Origin of the sequence: Schaalia sp. HMT-172, assembly GCF_030644365.1 — a bacterium.
GTDB lineage: Bacteria > Actinomycetota > Actinomycetes > Actinomycetales > Actinomycetaceae > Pauljensenia.
This window is the reverse complement of record NZ_CP130058.1, coordinates 758537-777392: the sequence shown is the minus strand read 5'-3', so window position 1 is coordinate 777392 and position 18856 is coordinate 758537. Positions and strand designations below refer to the sequence as shown.

General features: G+C 69.6%; 17 protein-coding genes. 6 read left to right on the top strand and 11 right to left on the bottom strand.

What is annotated here, in order from left to right; genetic code table 11:
• Positions 1-33 precede the first annotated feature (33 nt).
• Positions 34-522, top strand: coding sequence for a hypothetical protein (locus QU663_RS03210; protein ID WP_021612152.1), 489 nt, complete (start codon positions 34-36; stop codon positions 520-522).
• A gap of 44 nt (positions 523-566) precedes the next feature.
• Here the strand turns inward: QU663_RS03210 and QU663_RS03205 are convergent, their stop codons facing one another.
• On the bottom strand, positions 567-1295 hold the full coding sequence (locus QU663_RS03205; RefSeq protein ID WP_021612153.1) for a gamma-glutamyl-gamma-aminobutyrate hydrolase family protein: 729 nt from the start codon (positions 1293-1295) through the stop codon (positions 567-569).
• Between the two features lie 100 nt (positions 1296-1395).
• Here QU663_RS03205 and QU663_RS03200 point away from each other — a divergent pair, with 100 nt between their 5' ends.
• The gene (locus tag QU663_RS03200) at positions 1396-2601 is read left to right on the top strand and encodes an exonuclease SbcCD subunit D C-terminal domain-containing protein (protein ID WP_021612154.1); all 1206 of its coding nucleotides are present in this window, start codon (positions 1396-1398) and stop codon (positions 2599-2601) included.
• Complete coding sequence (locus QU663_RS03195) at positions 2598-5666, top strand: SMC family ATPase (RefSeq protein ID WP_304990672.1); 3069 nt, start codon at positions 2598-2600, stop codon at positions 5664-5666. Before QU663_RS03200 ends, QU663_RS03195 begins: the two co-directional genes overlap by 4 nt.
• A gap of 3 nt (positions 5667-5669) precedes the next feature.
• Here the strand turns inward: QU663_RS03195 and QU663_RS03190 are convergent, their stop codons facing one another.
• From QU663_RS03190 to QU663_RS03180, 3 genes are read right to left on the bottom strand one after another with little or no spacing between them, the layout of a single operon-like run.
• Positions 5670-6140, bottom strand: a complete 471-nt coding sequence (locus QU663_RS03190; RefSeq protein ID WP_021610892.1) for a hypothetical protein — start codon at positions 6138-6140, stop codon at positions 5670-5672.
• 2 nt (positions 6141-6142) lie between these two features.
• On the bottom strand, positions 6143-7324 hold the full coding sequence (locus tag QU663_RS03185; RefSeq protein WP_021610893.1) for a hypothetical protein: 1182 nt from the start codon (positions 7322-7324) through the stop codon (positions 6143-6145).
• Positions 7321-7914, bottom strand: a complete 594-nt coding sequence (locus QU663_RS03180; protein ID WP_021610894.1) for an SAF domain-containing protein — start codon at positions 7912-7914, stop codon at positions 7321-7323. Before QU663_RS03180 ends, QU663_RS03185 begins: the two co-directional genes overlap by 4 nt.
• Positions 7915-8110: 196 nt before the next feature.
• On the opposite strand from QU663_RS03180, the gene QU663_RS03175 reads away from it, so the two are divergent.
• Positions 8111-8323: a helix-turn-helix domain-containing protein gene (locus tag QU663_RS03175; protein WP_009055879.1), complete on the top strand. Its 213-nt coding sequence runs from the start codon at positions 8111-8113 to the stop codon at positions 8321-8323.
• On the opposite strand, the gene QU663_RS03170 is transcribed toward QU663_RS03175, so the two are convergent.
• Positions 8317-8883 carry a hypothetical protein gene (locus tag QU663_RS03170; protein ID WP_021610895.1) on the bottom strand — a complete coding sequence of 189 codons (567 nt, stop codon included), beginning with the start codon at positions 8881-8883 and terminating at the stop codon, positions 8317-8319. The genes QU663_RS03175 and QU663_RS03170 overlap by 7 nt on opposite strands.
• A gap of 137 nt (positions 8884-9020) precedes the next feature.
• Here QU663_RS03170 and QU663_RS03165 point away from each other — a divergent pair, with 137 nt between their 5' ends.
• Both QU663_RS03165 and QU663_RS03160 read left to right on the top strand, forming a co-directional pair.
• Complete coding sequence (locus QU663_RS03165; RefSeq protein WP_021610896.1) at positions 9021-9752, top strand: LysM peptidoglycan-binding domain-containing protein; 732 nt, start codon at positions 9021-9023, stop codon at positions 9750-9752.
• A 152-nt stretch (positions 9753-9904) separates the two neighbouring features.
• The gene (locus tag QU663_RS03160; RefSeq protein WP_021610897.1) at positions 9905-10240 is read left to right on the top strand and encodes an Rv3235 family protein; all 336 of its coding nucleotides are present in this window, start codon (positions 9905-9907) and stop codon (positions 10238-10240) included.
• 66 nt (positions 10241-10306) lie between these two features.
• Here the strand turns inward: QU663_RS03160 and secA are convergent, their stop codons facing one another.
• The 6 genes from secA to mtrA all read right to left on the bottom strand — a co-directional run bounded on the left by secA (position 10307) and on the right by mtrA (position 18853).
• The gene (gene secA / locus QU663_RS03155) at positions 10307-13165 is read right to left on the bottom strand and encodes a preprotein translocase subunit SecA (RefSeq protein WP_034480294.1); all 2859 of its coding nucleotides are present in this window, start codon (positions 13163-13165) and stop codon (positions 10307-10309) included.
• Between the two features lie 186 nt (positions 13166-13351).
• The gene (gene hpf, locus QU663_RS03150) at positions 13352-13999 is read right to left on the bottom strand and encodes a ribosome hibernation-promoting factor, HPF/YfiA family (RefSeq protein ID WP_021612286.1); all 648 of its coding nucleotides are present in this window, start codon (positions 13997-13999) and stop codon (positions 13352-13354) included.
• 175 nt (positions 14000-14174) lie between these two features.
• Entirely contained in the window at positions 14175-14921 is a 747-nt protein-coding gene (locus tag QU663_RS03145; RefSeq protein ID WP_051267783.1) for a ComF family protein, read from the bottom strand.
• A gap of 5 nt (positions 14922-14926) precedes the next feature.
• Positions 14927-16573: a GerMN domain-containing protein gene (locus tag QU663_RS03140; protein WP_021612288.1), complete on the bottom strand. Its 1647-nt coding sequence runs from the start codon at positions 16571-16573 to the stop codon at positions 14927-14929.
• Positions 16570-18189, bottom strand: a complete 1620-nt coding sequence (gene mtrB, locus QU663_RS03135) for an MtrAB system histidine kinase MtrB (protein ID WP_021612289.1) — start codon at positions 18187-18189, stop codon at positions 16570-16572. The genes QU663_RS03140 and mtrB overlap by 4 nt, the downstream gene beginning before the upstream one ends.
• Positions 18170-18853: an MtrAB system response regulator MtrA gene (mtrA, locus tag QU663_RS03130; protein ID WP_021612290.1), complete on the bottom strand. Its 684-nt coding sequence runs from the start codon at positions 18851-18853 to the stop codon at positions 18170-18172. The genes mtrB and mtrA overlap by 20 nt, the downstream gene beginning before the upstream one ends.
• Positions 18854-18856: the final 3 nt, after the last annotated feature.

The following is an 18856-nucleotide window of genomic DNA, read 5'->3' as shown; positions in this document are numbered from 1 at the left end:
AGCCCCCCCTGCGCGGATAATTGAGGAATAGCGATGGTCGCTATTTTGATTCAAGAGGTCGTGACCGCTATGTCCACCATTGAGCAGAACCTTATCGGCAACACCGCGGGGCTTTCGCGGGTCGACAAGGTCCTTCGCTACTTCTTCTTCGCGCTGTTGATCGGCGCGGTCGTCTATTCGATTGGCGGCACCTTTGTCGGGAGGGACAACCGCCTGATTGATTACACGGTCGCCGAGAGCGCGTTGCTCCTCGCTTCCATGGCCCCTGGCTATTCGCGTCAAATCCCTGGCGCACGACGGGCCCTTCGGGCCTGCGAGTGGGTGGTGATGGGTGCCGCGCTCGTGTCCACCGCGGCGGTCATCGTCGGTGACATCACGGACCACGGAGTCCGCCCCGACCCCTACAACATGCCGCGGAACGTTGCCGTGGGCGCTGAGCTTGCCACCGTCTGTTTCTTTACGATTCTCCTGGTCTCCAAGGAGAAGGCGCGCCGCCGCGGACAGATGCCACCAGCCCGCTAGAGCCGGGCATGGGCCGGTCGCCCGCGCGTCAGGCGCGCGGGCGCTCAGCGCTGGAAGCGGCGCACGAAGTTGCGCAGGATGACGCGCGAGTGATCCGTGTCCACGGTCGCGACCTGGGCGCGGATGGCCTCGGCCTTGTCGGCCGGGTAGTAGCGTCCCGCGTACTGGTCGATGCGCACGTTGACGCCGCCCAAGTCCATCTCGGGGTGGAACTGGGTCGCCCACGCGGCCTCGCCCACGCGCACCATCTGGATCGGGGTGTCATCGCCTGCCAGGAGAACCTGCATGCCGGGGGCTAGCTCGCGCACGGCCTCGTGGTGGCCGACGTAGGAGTGGAAGCGGTCGGGAGTGCCCTCCAGGAGCGGGTCGTCGCGACCCGCGTCAGTCTTTGTCAGAGCGATGCCGCTGATTTCCTCGCCGTGGTGGGTGTCAATGACGCCGCCCAGGTGCAGGGTGAGGGTGCCCAGCCCGTAGCACAGGCCCAGGATCGGGAAGGATTCGCCCAGCGCCCGGTCGTAGAAGGAACGCAGCCAGGCCTCGGCGCGCACCTGACGTTCGTCCTTCAGGTGGTCGTCGGCGTTCGCGTCCCACGGCGACCCGCACACGAAGGCGCCCGAGTACTCGGACAGGTCCAGGTCGGGCAGCTCCCTCTCCATGCGCACCTGTCGCACCTGGTCGGGGCTCAGTCCCGAGAAGCGTGGCAGGTCGGCGCTCTCCGCGGCCAGGACCGGGCCGTCGTCGCGGGAGGTCAGCATGAGGAAGGGCTTGGTCATGGCTCCATGCTATCGATTACCTGCGCGCATGCAGAAGGTGTCCGCCCTCTAAGCGTGTGTGACGGACGCAGATGTGGGCGCCCTCTGCCACACTGGGAGCATGTTGATTCTGCACACTTCCGACTGGCACCTGGGGCGCACGCTGCACGGCGCGTCTTTGGGCGACAGCGCGGACGCGTTCATCGAGTGGCTGGTCGCCCTGGTGCGTGAGCGCGGCGTGGATGCCGTGCTCATCTCGGGCGACGTGTTCGACCGCGCGGTTCCGCCCGTTGATGCGCTCGCGCGGATGCGCCGCGCCCTGCGCGAGCTGACCGCGCTCACGACGGTCATCCTGACGTCGGGGAACCACGATGGGGCGGCGCGCCTGGGGCTTTTCGCCGACATGCTGGCTCCTTCTCTGCACGTGGTGACGGATCCGGAGGCGATCGGCACGCCCGTCGAGGCCGGGGGCGCCCTCGTGTATCCGATGCCCTACCTGGAGCCCGACCTCGTGCGTCAGGCGCTGTCGGACCTGCCTGCGCAGGGGGAATCCGCTCTGCCCGCTCCCCTGCCCCGTTCCCATCAGGCGGTCCTGGCGGCCGCCTTGCGCAGGCTGCGTCAGGACCTGGAGGCGCGGCGCGGCGCGGGCGACCAGCGCCCGGCCATCGCGATGCCGCACGCCTTCATCACGGGCGCGCAGCCCTCGGACTCCGAACGCGACATCCAGGTGGGCGGCGTCCCCTCCGTGTCAGCCGACCTGTTCGACACGCTCGGGGGCGCCGCCCCCCTGACCCACGGCCTGGACTACGTGGCGGCCGGGCACCTGCACCGCCCACAGGATGTGTCAGGGGCGTGCGTCCCGATCCGCTACGCGGGCTCCCCCATCGCGTACTCGTTCTCCGAGGCCGGGGCCACCAAGTCCGTCACCCTCGTGACCACGGACGCCACCTCGGTGACCGGCATCGAGGTGGTGCCCATCCCGACGCTTCGGGGCATCGCGGTGCTCGAGGGGACCATGGATGAGCTGCTCACCGATCCCGACCAGGCCACCACGGCCTCGTACGTGTCGATCACGGTCACGGACGACGCGCGCCCAGAGCGTATGGTGGCGCGCATCCGGGAGGCCTACCCGCACGCCCTGGTCGTCGTGCACCGCCCCGCCCGGGCCCCCTCGCTTCAGCCCACGCGGGCGGTGCGCCCCTCGAGGGATCCGCGCGAGGTCACGGAGGAGTTTTACGAGGCCGTGGGCGGGCGGCCCCTGTCGGAGCGGGAGCGCGAGCTCGCCCAGGATGTGTGGGCCGGGCTTCGAGGAAAGGACATGCAGTGAAGATTCGGTGGCTACGTATTGTGGGCATCGGCCCCTTCGCCGGTGCACACACGGTCGATTTCTCGTCGTTTGAGGACTCTGGGCTCTTCCTACTGGAAGGGCCCACGGGCGCGGGCAAGTCCACGCTCATCGACGCGATTACCTTCGCCCTGTACGGGGACGTGGCGCGCACAAAGGACGCGTCGAAGGACCGCCTGCGCTCCAACCACATCTCGGATTCAGACCCCTCCGAAGTGGATCTCGTGTTCGAGGTCGCCACGGGCATCTACCGGGTGACGCGCACACCCGCGTACACGCCGGCGGGTAAGAAGTCGCAGCGTAACTCGAAGTCGACGCTCGCGCGGGTCGTGGAAGATCCGGACGCTCCGGACGGCTGGCGCACCATCGAGGCGGTCGCGTCGGGGCCACGCGACGTGGGCTACGAGATCCCCGTGATCGTGGGCCTGGACAAGGACCAGTTCCTCCAGACCATCGTGCTGCCGCAGGGAAAGTTCTCCCAATTCCTCACTGCCACCTCGGATGCGCGCGAGCAGATCCTGCGCGACATTTTCGACACGCAGATCTACTCCGACTTCACCAAGGCGCTGACCGATGCGGCCGCCTCGTCGAAGCGTGGCATCGAGGAGCGGCGCACGAGAGCGCTCGGCGCCTTCGAGCGGGTGCGCTCGCTGGACGCGGCCTTTGGCGATGACGCAGCCACGGATGAGGCCGACGGCGTGGCTGCCGCCGCCGAGGAGGAGGCCGGGCTGGACGCGGGCGCGGAGGATTCCAGCGCCGTGACTTCGTGGACGCGCCGCGCGTGCGAGCGTGCACACGAGGCGCACGCGCAGACAGTGCGCCTCGCCGAGGCCGCGACGGCATCCGCTCGCGAGGCCGCGGGCGCCCTGGCACAGGGCCGCGCCCTGGCAGAGGCGCAGGCGGAGCACGCGCGTGTGAGCGCGACGCTCACTGAGCTGACCACTGCGCAGGAGTCGATTGCGTCCGACCGGGAGCTCGCGCGCCAGGCCCGCCGGGCCCTGGCCGTGGCGCCCCTCGACGCGGCCGAGGCCGAGGCCTCGGCTCGCCTGGAGGCCGCCGGAGACCAGGTCGCGGCCCTGTCCCCCGCCCTCGGGGACCAGCTCTCCATCGACCCGGCCTGCCTGACGCCCCAGGCCGTGACCGATCTCGGCGAGCGGGCGCAGGAGATGCGCGACGAGGCGACGCGCACGCGCGGCTCTCTTCAGGAGGCCCTGGCCCTCGAGCGCTCGCTGCCCGAGGCACGCGCAGGCATCGAGTCGCTGCGTGCCGAGCGCGAGCAGGCGTCGGCGCGCATCGCCTCCATCGAGGCAGAGCGCGAGGAACTGCCCCAGCGCATCGAGCAGGGGGCCCAGGCCCTGCGCCTCATGCGGGCGGACGCAGACACGCTGCCTGAGGCGGCGTCCGCGCTGCGAGCCATCAACGAGCGCCTGGACGCCTCCATGCAGGCCGACTTGCTGCGCGCCGCCCTGCTCGGCGCGTCGGACGAGCTGCGCGAGGCCACGGCGGCGGCGAAGCTCGCGAACGCGGCGGCCGCGGACGGCCACGACCTGTGGATCGCCCAGAGCGCCTCGGCCCTCGCCCGCGAACTCGAAGAAGACACACCCTGCCCCGTGTGCGGCTCGACCACCCATCCCACCCCCGCGCCGACCGCGGACGGGGAGATCACGCGCGAGCAGGTCGCCGCACTAGACCAGGCGCGCGACCGCGCGGAGGCCGCGCTGCGCGACGCCCAGGCGCGCCACCAGGACCTCGTGCGGCGTATCGCCCAGCTCAACGAGGTGGCGGGCGCGCCCACACCGACGCTCGAGACCGAGCGCGATCGTGCCGCCGAGCTCGTGGCGACGCTGGAGGCCCTCTCCCCGCAGATCACCCAGATCGAGGCGGCCCTTGCGCAAGAGCGCTCACGCCTCGACGGTCTCACGGATGCTCTCACTCGCGCCCGCGAGGAGGCCGCGTCCCTGGCCTCCACCCTCCAGGAACGAGAATCAGCGCTGAGCGGCGCGCTCGCCCGCGTGGAAGCCGAACGCTCCGGATTCGCGTCCCTCACCGAGCGCGCTGCAGCCCTGGATGAGCACGCACACCGGGCGGCGGCACTGGCCGGGGCCTGCGCCGATTGGGACAACGCCCGCGCCGCGCACGCGCAGGCGCAACGCTCCCTGGCGCACGCGCTTGAGGAACAGGGGCTTCAGGCCGACTCCTGGAGCTCCTTCCTGCTTCCCCTGCCCCGTCTCGAGGCACTCGAAACGCGCGTGGCCGAGCACGAGAAGGCGCTCTTCGCGGCGCGCGAGGCCCTCGCCTCCGAGCGGCTGACCCGCGCCGCATCGGCGCCCACTCCCCACGTCGAGGCCCTCACTGAGGCGTCGCGCCGGGCCGATGAGGACGCCGCTTCGGCCGCCCGGGCATCGGGCATCCTCGAGCAGTACTGCGCGCAGCTCGACGCGGCCCGCACGTCCCTCGAGCAGGCGCTCGACGCCCTCGCCCGCGCCAGGGAGCAGGCCGGTCCCATCCGCCGCCTCGCGGACATCGCGGCGGCCTCAGGCCCGGAGAACCTGGCGTCCACTCCCCTGGCCGCGTGGGTGCTCATCACCCGCCTGGAGGACGTGCTCGCGGCCGCAAACCCGCGCCTGGAGCGCATCTCGTCGGGCCGCTACCAGCTCGTGGCGGTCTCCGACGACGGCACCTCCTCGCGTAAGTCGGGCCTGGGCCTGGCGATCGTCGACCACGACACGGATGCCGTGCGCAGCCCCCGCACGCTCTCGGGCGGGGAAACCTTCTACACGTCCCTGGCCCTGGCCCTGGGCCTGGCGGACGTCGTGACGGCCGAGGCGGGAGGGGTCGAGCTGCGCACGATGTTTATCGACGAGGGCTTCGGCTCGCTGGACTCGCACACCCTCGCGCTCGTCATGGAGCAGCTCCAGGCTCTGCGCTGCGCCGGGCGCACGGTGGGCGTCATCTCGCACGTCGAAGAGATGGCGACCCAGATCGCCGACCAGATCCAGGTGCGGCCACTGGCGGAGGGAGGATCGACCCTGCGCGTGCGCGCCTAGATCTCAGCCCCTGTGCATGGCCAGGACGGCGGGCCGCTCGGAGCGGTCGAACCACGCCAGGGAGGATTCCCACAGGGCTGCCACGGCCTCGTCGGCCTCCTCCTGGGTGGAAGCCTCCAGCACGGCCGACACGGCCGGAGCGGCGTCGGGCAGGTCGGCGAGGATCGCGGCGACGTCCGACCACGTGTATTCGAAGGCGGGGGCGGCGACAATGTGGGGCTCGATCTGATCGCCGGGGGTCAGCGTCGTCGAGGTGGGCGTGTCGACGGCCAGGACGAGGCGCGCGGGCGCGGCCCCCGCACTCTCGCGGGCCAGCTCCAGGCAGGACAGGGCGGCCTCGGTGATCGCGTCGTCTTCGAGAACCTCGACGTCCTCGCCGCTCATCGCGCCGTCGGGCACGCACAGCACGCCGCCGCGCACGGGCGGCAGCGGGACGGACAGGTCGGACAAGAGGGCGGGAATGTAGACGCGCATGCTCACAGTGTAGGCACCCACTGGGCCACGATTGCTTCCAACTCGTCGGCGGCGAGGCAACCCGTGCCTCTTTCTCCCAGCGCCTTGGCGCGCAGGGACGCCCGTCCCACCCCGCCGTCCTCGCTCACGGTGTGGAAGATGTGCCCGGGCATGAACGCGCCGATGGCGGCCTGCAGCGCGGCGACGGGGCGGGGCCCGATCGCGTCTGAGGTGACGCGGTTGACGATGATGTCGACGGGGATGTCGCGCCCGTGTTCCTCCCACCAGCGCGCCAGGAAGGAGAGCCGGTTGACGCCGACGATGTCCCCGCGCGCCACGACGACGAGGCGGTCGGCCCGTGCGAGGACGCCGAGGGCGACATCGTCCCGGTTCGCGCCGCGAGAGGCCTTCTCGAGGGAGGTTGCCGCCAGGTCGATGACGCTGTAGCGCGCACACAGACGGGCCTGCGCGATGATCGCCTCGATGCTGGTGCGGCTGACCTCGCGCCACCGGTGGGGGGTGACCAGGCCGGTGACGATGCGCAGCCCCTCGGAGCGTCTCGTGCACGCGCCGACTAGGTCCTCGGGGGTCAGGGCCCCTCGTGAGGCGGCGCGCGCGAGGACGGAGAGGCCGGAGGCGTAGACGGGCAGCCCGAGCAGGTGCGAGAGGGTCGGGTTGGAGGTGTCGGCGTCGATGAGGATCGTGGGGGCGCGCGCGGCGAGCATCGTCGCGATGCCCGCGGCCAGGGTTGTGCGCCCCGGCGCCCCCGATGTCCCCCACACGGCCAGAACGGAGCCCGCGCTGGTGGGGGGAGGCGGTGGCGGGGACGAGGCCGTGGCCGGTTGGGAGCGTCGCGTGCGGGTCGCGGCGATGAGCGAGTTGACGACCTGTTCGGGGCTGGCGGGCGCGGCGACTGAGGCGACGCCGAGGGCTGACAGGCGCAAGCGCTCGGTGTGCTGAGCCAGTGCGACGACCTCCATGCCGGCCTCGCGCAGGGCGCCCACGGCCTCGGCCGTCAGGTCCGGGTCGGCTCCGTCAATGACGGCCAGGTCTGCGACGCCGGCACGCGCGGCGGCGATGACCTCGGCGAGGTCAGCGCAGCGTCGCACGATGGCCAGCGCGTCTGCGCGCGACTGGATCGCCTGGATGATCGGGGCCTCGTATCGTTGATCGGCCAGGATGACGACCCCGTGAACGGCGCTCACGGCGCCCCCACGGGGACGGCGGCGAGCTCGTCGGTCGAGGTCTGGGAGGCCAGGAGCGTGGGCAGGGCAGCCGCGTTCGCCATGATTTCGATGCGTGTTCCCCTGCGCGCCTGGGAACCCGAGGTGTCGACCGTGCGCACGAAGGTGAAGGTGCCCTCGATTTCGCGCGCGCTCGTCTCTGTGGGTGAGGCGGAGCGGGTGGGCACGGTCCACAGACGTATCGGCGTACCGTCGGCGACACCGTCGGGCAGTCCCGCGGTGACGGTGATTGCGACGCGGTACATGCCGTCGGGGTCGCGTGCGCCCGCCTGGGAGCCGGTGGCCAGGTCGGTGCGCATGACGAGTTGACCGGGGGTGAGGAGGCGTGTCGCGCGCGTGCCCAGGGGAGTTTCGGTGGTCGGAGCGTAGACGGTCGGGTCGACGTGGACGACGACCTCACGGACGTTGTCGGCCGTGATCGCCTCTCCCGGGGCGATGCTGGTCGTGACGGTGTAGACGCGGTTTCCTCCCCGCAGGAAGCCGCCGAGGAAGCTGAAAGCGATCACGGACGCGATGATGAGGACGACGCCGAGGAGGAGTCGCCGGTCCATTAAGCCGGGGGCGCGCGCCGGAATCGACACTGAAGCTGAGACGCGTTTCACCCTTCCATGATGCACGCTTCCGCCGAAAAGCGGTAGGTTGTCGACTATCTATCGTCACCAACCGATCAGATCGACGGATTCACAAGCGAAAAATTGTCGACTCAAACCATTCAAACGAAACGATCTCAACTGATACCATGTTGCCATGGCAACACGATTCCTCACTCTCGCTGACGTCGCCGAGACCCTGAATCTCACGATGTCAGCCACCCGCGCCCTCGTTTCCTCCGGCGAGCTTCCGGCCATCCAGGTGGGCGGCAAGCACGTCTGGCGGGTCGAAGAGTCCGTCCTGGAGCAGTTCATCCAGGACCAGTACGCCGCGACGCGCGAGCGTCAGAAGGCGGAGCACGCTCAGTAGGCAGGCGACCAGCGCTGGCCGAGCACGCGGAGTCGACGAAGCCCCGCGAGCGCCAGCGAGACGGTCTGCCCCTCCTGTTCATCGCGGCCGTCATAGCCGAGGGCCGCTCCGCTGAGGGTGACATCGACGTGGTCCGCGTAGACCGCGTCGATGACTCCCCGGTGGTCACCACAGTCCGAGTCAATGGCGACGCTGACCGCGCGGGCGCACAGCTCGCGCAGGACGTGTCCGACGCCGACGCCGCCACGAATCGACGATTCGCGCGCGACGCTGCGGCCGAGCGGCCACGCGCCGACGACGGCGGGCAGCATGACGAGGCTATCTCCGGCGCCCTCTCGCAGGAGCACCCACGAGCGGGTCGCGTCGAGCACCTCGCCCACGACGACGCTCCCCCCGCGCAGCGCGAGGCTCACGCTCCCGTCGGCGCCCGCGAGCCGTGCGGACAGCGTGATGGAGGCTCTTTCGGCGTCGGTGAGCTCATCGATGAGCTCGTCGATCTCACGCCCCCTCTCCTCGTCGAAGCGCGCTTCTAGCTCGTCCATGAAGGCATGCATATCCATGGACCTACCATGCCACACACGACGGCTGGAGCGCTGCACATCACACTTTAATCGTATTAACTGATACGGATTGACATCTGCTTGCATGAAGCGGATAGTTTATCCATCGAATCCGTCTCCTCAATGAAGAGTTCGCCATGACACACGATTCACGTTCATTACGCGGTCAGGCGCCCCTGACCGACGCACTCCTGTGGCTTGTCGGCGCGCCGGCGGCCGCCCTCGACGCCCTCTACCTCGCCTACGCGGCGCCCACGCTGGCGCCCAACGCTCCCGAGACGCTGGTCGTGTGGATCCTCGCGATCCTCGCCCTCGCGCTCCTGTTCTGGAACCTCCTGTGTTCAGCCGTCGCCCACCTGGCCACGCTGCGCCTGGCGCCACCGACGCTGCGCCGGGGCGCCCACGCCCTCGTCTCACGCTACGGCACGCGACTGTCGAGATCCCTGCTCTCCCGGGCGGGCGCGGGTGCCCTCATCGGGTCCGCGCTCATCACCTCCGCGCCCCTCGGCGCCGCCCAGGCTGCCCCGCAGGACACCGCTTCCCCAGGCGTGTCACTCACGTGGGCGGACGCACCCGGCGCCCCCACGCCGCAGCAAACGGGCGCAACGGAGGCGACCCCGGCCTCGGCCCCGCGGGAAGGCACATCCCAGGATCCGCCACCCCTCGGCCAGGCCGACCTGCCCGACACCGTCACCGTCGCCCCCGGCGACTCCCTCTGGTCCATCGCCGCCTCCCTGCGGCCAGGCTCCGACGACGCCCACATCACCCGCGTCTGGCAAGCCATCCACGTCGCGAACGCCCAAGCCATCGCCACCCCGCACTTGATCTACCCCGGACAGCAACTATCCATCCCCCAGGACCTGCCATGAGCACCCCCATCCACCCCCGGACTCATCAACGCACGCAGCAGCCCGCTCGCCCCCACACCGGGCCTACCCCCTCACGCCCCGCGCCCGCAGCCCCTTTCCGATGGTCCACCCCTCGCCAGCTCGCGCGCTCCCCCAGGCCAGCCCTCAGACCGATGCCCGAACATGACGTCCTGCGCACCGACCTGCCGGATCCGGGCCCCTGGGCCGCCCTCCTCGCCCGCGCCATCGTCGAGGTCGTCACCGGAGCCCGCCAGGCACCCCAGCTACGCAGGTGGCTCCTCCCCGACCTCTACGCTGCCCTCGTCGGCGTCCACCTCTCCCCCTGCGCCCGCGGCACCACCCCCATCCACGTGCGCACCTGCGCAATCGACGAGAAACACACGGAGGTGGCCGTCATCGTCGCCACGGCGACGCGCACCTACGCGCTCGCCCTGCGCCTCGAAGAGTACCGGGGACGGTGGATGACGACCGCCCTCGAGCTCGCCTGACCCCACCCCCGTAAAGGAGCGAGGGGGCTCCCGCAGGAACCCCCTCGCCCACTGAGACGACGCGCGTCAGCGGCGGCGACGCTTCTTGGCCGCCGCGCGACGCTCCGCGCGGTTACCGCCGGCTGCGGATGGGGCCGACGCACCCTCCGCGGAGCTGTAGCTCACGCGGCTCGGCGCCTTCTCGCGGCCCACGGTGCCCATGACCGAGCGGGCGTGCGCCACGGCCTCGCGAGCGGCCTCGGAGGCCGCGGACTCGGCGGAAGCCACCTCTTCGACGCTCGGCTCGGCGTCAGCCTCGCGACGAGGCTCGCCCGCCTCCCCCATGTCTGCCGGAGCCACGGTCGCGCGCGTAATCGCGCCACCCGCCTGCTCCTCCGCCGAGGCCAAGGCGCGCTCGAACTGCTTGGCGAAGCTGAACACCTGCTGGACGGACTCCTCGCGGATGCGCTCGACCATCGCCTGGAACATCTGGGCGCCCTCGTCCTTGTACTCGACGAGCGGGTCGCGCTGACCCATCGCGCGCAGGCCGATGCCCTCCTTCAGGTAGTCCATCTCGTAGAGGTGCTCGCGCCAGAGGCGATCCACCACGGAGATGACGACGCGGCGCTCGAGCGTGCGCATGGGCTCATCGCCCAGCTGCGCCTGCGCCAGCGGATTCTCGTCGAGGCGCTCCTCCGTGTCCTCATACACTGCGTGGATGTCACCCACGAGCTCAGTCACGAGGTCGTCGCGGACCAGGGAATTCCTGCCGCCGTGCTCCTCCTCGACCTCTTCGATCGTGACCGACGGCGGGTAGTAGCCACGCAGGTTCTCCCACAAGGAGGACAGATCCCACTCATCCACCGGCTTGTCGGCGATCACCTCGTCGACCAGGCCCGTTACGAGCGACTCCGCGAAGGAACGCAGCTGCGGCCCCATGTCCTCGCCCTCAAGCACCTTGCGGCGCTCGGCGTAAATCGTCTCACGCTGACCCGTCATGACGTCGTCGTACTTCAGGACGTTCTTGCGGATCTCGAAGTTGCGAGCCTCCACCTGGTGCTGGGCCGACGCAATCGAACGCGACACCAGACGATTCTCCAGCGGCATGTCCTCCGGGTAGGCGCCGGACGCCATGATGCGCTGGGCCATGCCCGAGTTGAACAGGCGCATCAGGTCGTCTTCCATCGACAGGTAGAAGCGCGACTCGCCCGGGTCACCCTGACGGCCACTTCGACCACGCAGCTGGTTGTCGATACGACGCGACTCGTGGCGCTCCGAACCGAGCACGTACAAGCCGCCCAGCTCGCGCACCTCGTCACGCTCGGCCTCCACGGCCTCCTCGGCGGCCTCCAGGGCCTTGGGCCACGCCTCGCGGTACTCCTCCGGGTTCTCCTTGGGATCGAGCCCCTCGGCGGCCAGGTTCGCCTGGGCGATGAACTCCGAGTTACCGCCCAGCATGATGTCGGTACCGCGGCCGGCCATGTTCGTAGCAACCGTCACCGCGCCCTTGCGACCCGCCATCGCGACGACGGCGGCCTCGCGGGCATGCTGCTTGGCGTTGAGCACCTGGTGCGGGATGTGCTTCTTCGTGAGCATCTGGGAGAGCAGCTCAGACTTTTCGACCGACGCAGTACCGATGAGGACCGGCTGGCCGGCCTCGTGGCGCTCCACCACGTCCTCGATGATCGCGTTGAGCTTGCCCTTCTCCGTCGGATAGACGAGGTCGGGCTGGTCCTTGCGGATCATCGGCTTATTCGTGGGGATCGGGACGACGTCAATCTTGTAGGTCGACGCGAACTCCGCGGCCTCCGTCTCGGCCGTACCGGTCATGCCCGAGCGCGAGCCCTCGGGGTAGAGGCGGAAGTAGTTCTGCAGCGTGATCGTGGCCAGCGTCTGGTTCTCGGCCTTGATCTCCACGCCTTCCTTGGCCTCGATCGCCTGGTGCATGCCATCGTTGTAGCGCCGACCCGGCAGGACGCGGCCCGTGTGCTCGTCGACGATGAGGACCTCCCCACCGTCCACAATGTAGTCGCGGTCCTTAAAGAACAGCTCCTTGGCGCGGATCGCATTGTTCAGGAAGCCGATCAGCGGGGTGTTCGCCGCCTCGTAGAGGTTCTCCACGCCCAGCTGATCCTCGACCTTATCGATGCCCGGCTCCAGGATGCCGACGGTCTTCTTCTTCTCGTCGACCTCGTAGTCCTCGTCGCGCGTGAGCAGGCGCGCGATGCGGGCGAACTCCACGTACCAGCGGTTCAGGTCACCGTCCGCGGGACCCGAGATGATGAGGGGGGTACGTGCCTCGTCGATGAGGATCGAGTCGACCTCATCGACGATGACGAAGGCGTGGCCGCGCTGGACCACGTCCTCGGGAACCTGCGCCATGTTGTCACGCAGGTAGTCGAAGCCGAACTCGTTGTTCGTGCCATAGGTGATGTCGCAGGCGTACATCTCGCGGCGCTCGGCCGGCGTCTGGCCCACGAGGATACAGCCGCACGTCATGCCCAGGAAGTTATACACGCGGCTCATCAGATCCGACTGGTACTTCGCCAGGTAGTCGTTGACCGTCACGACGTGCACGCCCTTGCCGGTCAGCGCACGCAGGTAGGAGGGCATCGTGGCAACCAGGGTCTTGCCCTCACCAGTCTTCATTTCCGCGATCTTGCCCTGGTGCAGGGCGATGCCGCCCATAACCTGGACATGGAAGGGACGCATGCGCAGGATACGCCACGCGGCCTCGCGGACCGTCGCGAACGCCTCGACCAGGATGTCGTCCAGGGTCTCGCCCTCCTCGAGGCGGTCCTTGAACTCCTGGGTCTTGGCCTGCAGCTCCTCGTCCGTCAGCGCCTCGAAGTCCTCCTGCAAGGCATCCACCTGCGACGCGAGACGATCCAGCCTGCGCAGCATCCGGCCTTCGCCCGCGCGAAGGATCTTGTCAATAATCGACACGAATAGCTCCTGACGTCTATAGCCCGCCCCCTTGTAGAGCGAACAGTCAAATCCACCCATTAGTTTACGAACTAACTGCCCAAAGTGGAAACGCCCGCGCAAACATGGACGAATTTAACGTCTCAGAGCGAACATGCGGCTGTGCCCCGGGCCCAAGGCCCGGGGCACAGCCGCATCAGTGAACCGTCAGATCGTCGTGTTCAAGCGAAGCACGCCGTACGTCCACCCGTGACGGTGGTAGACGACGCACGGCTGGTTCGTTTCCTTGTCGACGAAGAGGAAGAAGGGGTGGCCGACCATCATCATCTGATCGAGGGCCTCGTCCACGCTCATCGGCGGCGCCTCGTGTACCTTCTGGCGCACGATGATGGGCGTGTCGCCCCACTGCTCCTCACGGGCCTCGCCGACCTTTAGATCCTCCGCGCTGCGCAGCGGCTTGGGGGCCTCAGGCTCGGGCTCGGCGACTTCTTCGACGACAGGAGCGACTTCGAGGATTTCGGCTTCGACCAGGTCGCGCGGGTAGCGACGGCGGTGGTCCTTGACGCGATCGCGCAGGCGGCGCAGGCGCTCGTAGAGCTTCCCGGCGGCGATGTCGACGGCCGCGTAGCGATCCGCAGACTGAGCCTCCGCGCGGATGATCGGGCCCTTGCCGTAGACGGTCAGCTCGATACGCTCAGCGGTGTCGGCCTGGCGGGGGTTACGTTCGTGAGTCAGCTCAACGTCCACGCGCTGCGCGCGCGGGTAGAACTGGGTGATCTTCGAAACCTTCTCCTCCACGTATGCCCGGAAATTCGGGTGAATCTCGGCATTACGTGCGACGACGGTGATGTCCATGTGTTTCCTCCATGGTGTGCGGCGGGCATCGTTGCCCGCGGGTGGGGATTGTTCGGTGCTCACTGCCCGAACCGTGGTCTGAGCTATCACCTCCCGCACTGACGTGACAGGCGTCTGTGCCCATCGCGCTATCGAAAGTCCGTGCCTACAGCATACCCCAGACCGGTGACCTGCGTCATGAGATAAGCCCCGGTCGGGCCAACGCCGCGATCCCATCCAGGCGACCGAGCACACGCTCCATCTCCCGAATCGTCGCCCCCGTCGTCACGACGTCATCCACCGCAATCACGAGTGCGCCCGCGGGCGCCACGACGCGGGCTCGCATCGACCCCATCCGCCCCACCGTGCGCGCCGCCCCCGCCTTGCCCGACTGCGAACCCGCGCCCGCGCGCAAGGCCACCGCGTCCACGACGCGCACGCGCACACCCGGCGGAGAGCCCAGCGCCAGCCCCCGAGCAACCCCGCGTGCGAGAGGAAGCGCCACCTGGCGGCCCCGCAGGCGCCTACCCCACGACGAGGGCGCCGGCACAACCCACACCTGCGCCGCTGCCCCACCCCGGCGATCCCTCCCACGACCCGAGCCCGGCACCCACGCGGGCGAGCTGGCGCCGCCCACCACCCGCCACAGGGACGCGCCGAGGGTAGCCCCGGCCTCGTCGAGGAAATCGCTGACATCCGTGCGCGCCGCGTGCTTGGCGCCCAGGATGATCCTGCGCAGCGCTCCAGAATACTCCCCCAGGACCAGTCCGGGAATCGCCCCGCGCGCGCCCTCCAGGCTCGTAGGCAGCGGCTGCGCGCACGCCCACGAGCGGCACGACGGGCACAACACCTCGTCCCAGGCGCCGCACCCCACGCACTGAACGGGCAGGACCGCGCCGAGGAAACCCTCGACGAGGGCACCCACAGGGCGCGAGCCAACCACGATCCTCACCCCGCGTATCGCGCGGACGACACGTCGACGACGACGTTTTGCCACAGGGCACCCGAGCGCACCAGCACCTGCTTCTTTCCCGCGTCGTCCGTCCCCACGATGACGACCGACGCGGAGGAGGCCCCCGCGCTCATCGACGACACGCGGATCGGCAGCGGCAGGCTCGAGGGCAGTCCACCCAGCGTCATCGTGACAAGCTGATCGTCCTCACCGCTCCCCCCGCGCACAGCGACTGCGAGGCCCGTCGACGTCGTCCACGAGGCGTCGATGACCGCGCCGTCGAGAAACACCTGCTCCAAGGATCGCACCGCCTGCGGCCGCCCGCCCGGGCCGCGCTCGATGACGCCCACCCACGCGCTCGGCGTCGACCCGCGAACCACCAGGGCGCGCGAGCCATCGGGCGAGACACGAACCGCGCGGATCTCCCCCGCACTCTCCGACTCGATGGCGACATCAAAGGCGCCATCGGCTCCCCCGCCCACGCTCAGCGTCGACGCGGACGTGGCCGGCCCCCACACCCAGCCGTAGCGATCGATCGAGGGCCCCAGCGGGGCCTGGCCCGGCAGAAAAGCCACCGCGGTCCCGGCCCGCTCCGCGTAGACGCCGTCGGCGCCACTCCAGGCAACCAGGGACGAATCGACCGGCGACGCGGTCGGGTTCAACGCGTCGGTGGCCGAGGCGCGGGGCGCCACGCCCGAGGAGGAGATGATACCCACGCCCGAGCTCCCCGCGCCCACCAGCGTATCGAGAGAGTACGAGGGCGGCGTCGGCAGGGCAGCCACCTCCATGACCTCGCCCGTCAGGGACACGCTCACCTGCGACACGTCGGCGGCCTGGGTGAGCGTGCGCGTCAGCTCCCACTGCAGGCTCTCTCGCGCGGACTCGCCCGGCGGCATGGAGGCGTTCAGCTCGACGCGAGCGACCCCGTCGTTGACCTCCACGCCGTGGGAGGGCAGCGTCGCCCCCGCCGGGATCGCGTTCGCGACCACGGAATCGAGGTCGGCTCGCGGCCCGTTGACGAGGCCCGCCAGCAGGTGGGAGGCCAGGCGCCGGGAGGGGTACCAGCGCGGATCCGCGACCAGTTCCGTGCCATCAGTGCTCGGGAAATACAGGTTCGCGAGCGAGTACGAGGCCGTCAGGCCAGCCCGGCTGATGAGAATCATGTTCTCGGGAGCGTCAATGCGCCACTGCCCATCCTCGCGGACGAGAGTGAAGGTGCGCGTAACTGTCGCCCCGTTCGAGCGCGTCAGCACGCCCGCCTGGTCGATGCTCGCCACCCCCAGGACGGACACCGTCACCTCGGAGCGCGAGGCATTCTCCGAGGTCGCGCTGACGGCGGGCGCCGTGTCCGTGTCGTAGACGAGGATCTCGGTTTCGGGCTGCCAGGAGCGCGCCGAGGCCGCCGTCAGGAACAGGCGCGCGGTCGCGTAGTCGTCCTGGGGTCCCGCGGCGCACGCCAGCAGGAAGTCCGACACGAGGGTCGCGGCATCCGACCCGTCCGAGGGGCCCTCCGCCGAAAACTGGACGCCGCTGCCGTCGCGCGCGGACACGTCGAAGGGCGCGGGCGGCGAGGACGTGGGCAGCGACGCGCAGCCCGCGAGCGCCAGCGCGGCGCACGCGATCAGGGCGAGATGTCTCCTCATTCGTCCTCCCACAGGGCAAGCGGCCGGCTGGCGATCTCGTCTCCGGCGTGCTTGGGCAGGGTCATCAGGAACGAGGCTCCCTTGCCCGGCTCGCCGTAGGCTTGGAGGCGGCCTCCGTGGATCGCCACGTCCTCCGTCGCGATGGCTAGCCCCAGGCCAGTGCCGCCCGTCGTGCGAGCGCGCGCCGTGTCGGCCCGGTAGAAACGGTCGAAGACGTGGTCGGCGACCTCCTGGGTCATGCCCACGCCTCGGTCGCGCACGCGGCAGGCCACGTCAGTGGCGCTAGTGGCCACCGTGATGGTCACCCGGGTCCCGTCCGCGTGCTCGATGGCGTTGACGACGAGGTTGCGGATGACGCGCTCGATGCGCCGCTCGTCGATCTCGGCTGCGGCCCGGGCGGGGGCCACGACCTCGACCGGGACGCCCTGGCGTTGCGCGAGCTCGGCGCAGGCCTCGACGACGCGGGTGACGATCGGGCGCAGGTCGCGTTCCTCCGCGTCCAGGAGCGCGCTGGCGGCGTCGTAGCGCGAGATTTCGAGCAGGTCCGCGAGCATCTGTTCCATGCGTTCGGTCTGATCGTGTAGGAGCTCGGCGGAGCGGCGCGCGTGCGCGGGCAGGTCCTCGCGGTTGTCCCACACGATGTCCTCGGCCATGCGGATGGTGGTCAGCGGAGTGCGTAGCTCGTGGGAGACGTCGGAGACGAAGCGCTGCTGGAGCTTGGCCAGTTCGTCGTAGCGCGAGATTGTGTCCTGCAGGGAGGAGGTCATCGCGTTGAAGGCGCGCCCCAGGGCCGCCATTTCGTCGGCGCCGTGGACCTCGACGCGCACGTCCAGGTCCCCCTCCGCGGCCTTCGTGGCGGCCGAGACGGTCAGGCGCACGGGCAGGAGGAGGCGGTGCAGCAGGGCGAATACGCCGATGGGCAGGGTGACGATGATCGGCAGGGCGGACAGGACGAGGACGCGCAGGACGACGTCGACCTGGCGCTGGTCGGCAGCCAGGGAGTAGAGGATGTAGAGCTCGTGGGTGCCCGCGCGGGGCAGCTGAACCTGTGTGCCCACGAGGATGCCGGGAGAGACCTTGTCGGAGTCGGAGGCCCTGATGCCCACGGACTGCCACTGGGCGCCTCCCTGAGCCACGGCCTCGCGCATCTGGGGCGTGATCAGCCCGCGCATCTGTTCGTCCTCGATCTGGTTGATGCGTAACGAGGGTGTGGAGCCCTCCGAGCGCAGGAGGGCGACGTTGGTCGCGCCGGCGCCGGCGGCCGACGCCTTGAGCGAGGCCAGGGCGCCGCGCGCGGATTCCTGGACCTGGTCGGGGGACGTGGCGGTCGAGGAGGAGAAGACGGATTGGGCCGAGGAGAAGCGCAGCGACGCGTCCGCCAGGATCGCATCCTTGCGGGTTTCGAACATCGAGGAGCGCAGCTGGGAGGCGACGATAATGCCGAAGACGAGGAGGAGCACGAGGGCCGCGAGCGTGATCGCGACGGCGAGCTTGGCCGAGAGGGAATGGCGGATGCGGTGAACGATCTGCGAGGAACGCAGGAACGTCCACGGCCTCGACGAGGCCACGGCCCCGGTGAGGAGACGCAGGGGGTGGTTACGCTCCCGCGCCGGCACGGTAGCCCACTCCGCGGACGGTGACGACCAGTTCGGGTTTTTCCGGGTCGCGTTCGATCTTGGAGCGCAGGCGCTGCACGTGGACGTTCACGAGCCTGGTGTCGGCGGCGTGGCGGTATCCCCACACCTGCTCGAGGAGCTCCTCGCGGGAAAAGACCTTCCAGGGGGAGCGCGCCAGCGTGGCGAGCAGGTCGAATTCGAGGGGGGTCAGCGCGATGACGCGGGCCCCACGTTTGACGATGTGGCCGGCGACGTCGATTGACAGGTCCTGCAGGGTCAGGCCCTCGTCGGCCTGCGCGTCCTCGCGGCCGCGCAGTCGCGCGCGCACGCGGGCGACGAGTTCCTTGGGTTTGAAGGGCTTGGGGACGTAGTCGTCCGCGCCAGCTTCGAGCCCGGTGACGACGTCGGACGTATCAGAGCGGGCGGTCAACATAACGATCGGCACGTCAGAGACGCGACGGATTGCCCGGCACACGTCGAAGCCGTCCATGCCGGGGAGCATAACGTCGAGGAGGACCAGGTCCGGGTTGTTCTCCTGAAACCGAGTCAGCGCCTGTGAACCGTCGGCACAAAAGGCGACGCGAAAGCCCTCATTCTCGAGGACGATGCCGATCATCTCGGCCAGGGCGACGTCGTCGTCGACGACGAGGATGCGCGAACTCATGTC

Excerpts from the sequence above, each read along its gene's own strand:
- QU663_RS03210 (WP_021612152.1), top strand. The coding sequence starts at position 34 with ATGGTCGCTATTTTGATTCAAGAGGTCGTGACCGCTATGTCCACCATT.
- QU663_RS03205 (WP_021612153.1), bottom strand. The coding sequence starts at position 1,295 with ATGACCAAGCCCTTCCTCATGCTGACCTCCCGCGACGACGGCCCGGTC.
- QU663_RS03200 (WP_021612154.1), top strand. The coding sequence starts at position 1,396 with ATGTTGATTCTGCACACTTCCGACTGGCACCTGGGGCGCACGCTGCAC.
- QU663_RS03190 (WP_021610892.1), bottom strand. The coding sequence starts at position 6,140 with ATGCGCGTCTACATTCCCGCCCTCTTGTCCGACCTGTCCGTCCCGCTG.
- QU663_RS03180 (WP_021610894.1), bottom strand. The coding sequence starts at position 7,914 with ATGGACCGGCGACTCCTCCTCGGCGTCGTCCTCATCATCGCGTCCGTG.
- QU663_RS03175 (WP_009055879.1), top strand. The coding sequence starts at position 8,111 with ATGGCAACACGATTCCTCACTCTCGCTGACGTCGCCGAGACCCTGAAT.
- QU663_RS03170 (WP_021610895.1), bottom strand. The coding sequence starts at position 8,883 with ATGGATATGCATGCCTTCATGGACGAGCTAGAAGCGCGCTTCGACGAG.
- QU663_RS03165 (WP_021610896.1), top strand. The coding sequence starts at position 9,021 with ATGACACACGATTCACGTTCATTACGCGGTCAGGCGCCCCTGACCGAC.
- QU663_RS03160 (WP_021610897.1), top strand. The coding sequence starts at position 9,905 with ATGCCCGAACATGACGTCCTGCGCACCGACCTGCCGGATCCGGGCCCC.
- hpf (WP_021612286.1), bottom strand. The coding sequence starts at position 13,999 with ATGGACATCACCGTCGTCGCACGTAATGCCGAGATTCACCCGAATTTC.
- QU663_RS03140 (WP_021612288.1), bottom strand. The coding sequence starts at position 16,573 with ATGAGGAGACATCTCGCCCTGATCGCGTGCGCCGCGCTGGCGCTCGCG.
- mtrA (WP_021612290.1), bottom strand. The coding sequence starts at position 18,853 with ATGAGTTCGCGCATCCTCGTCGTCGACGACGACGTCGCCCTGGCCGAG.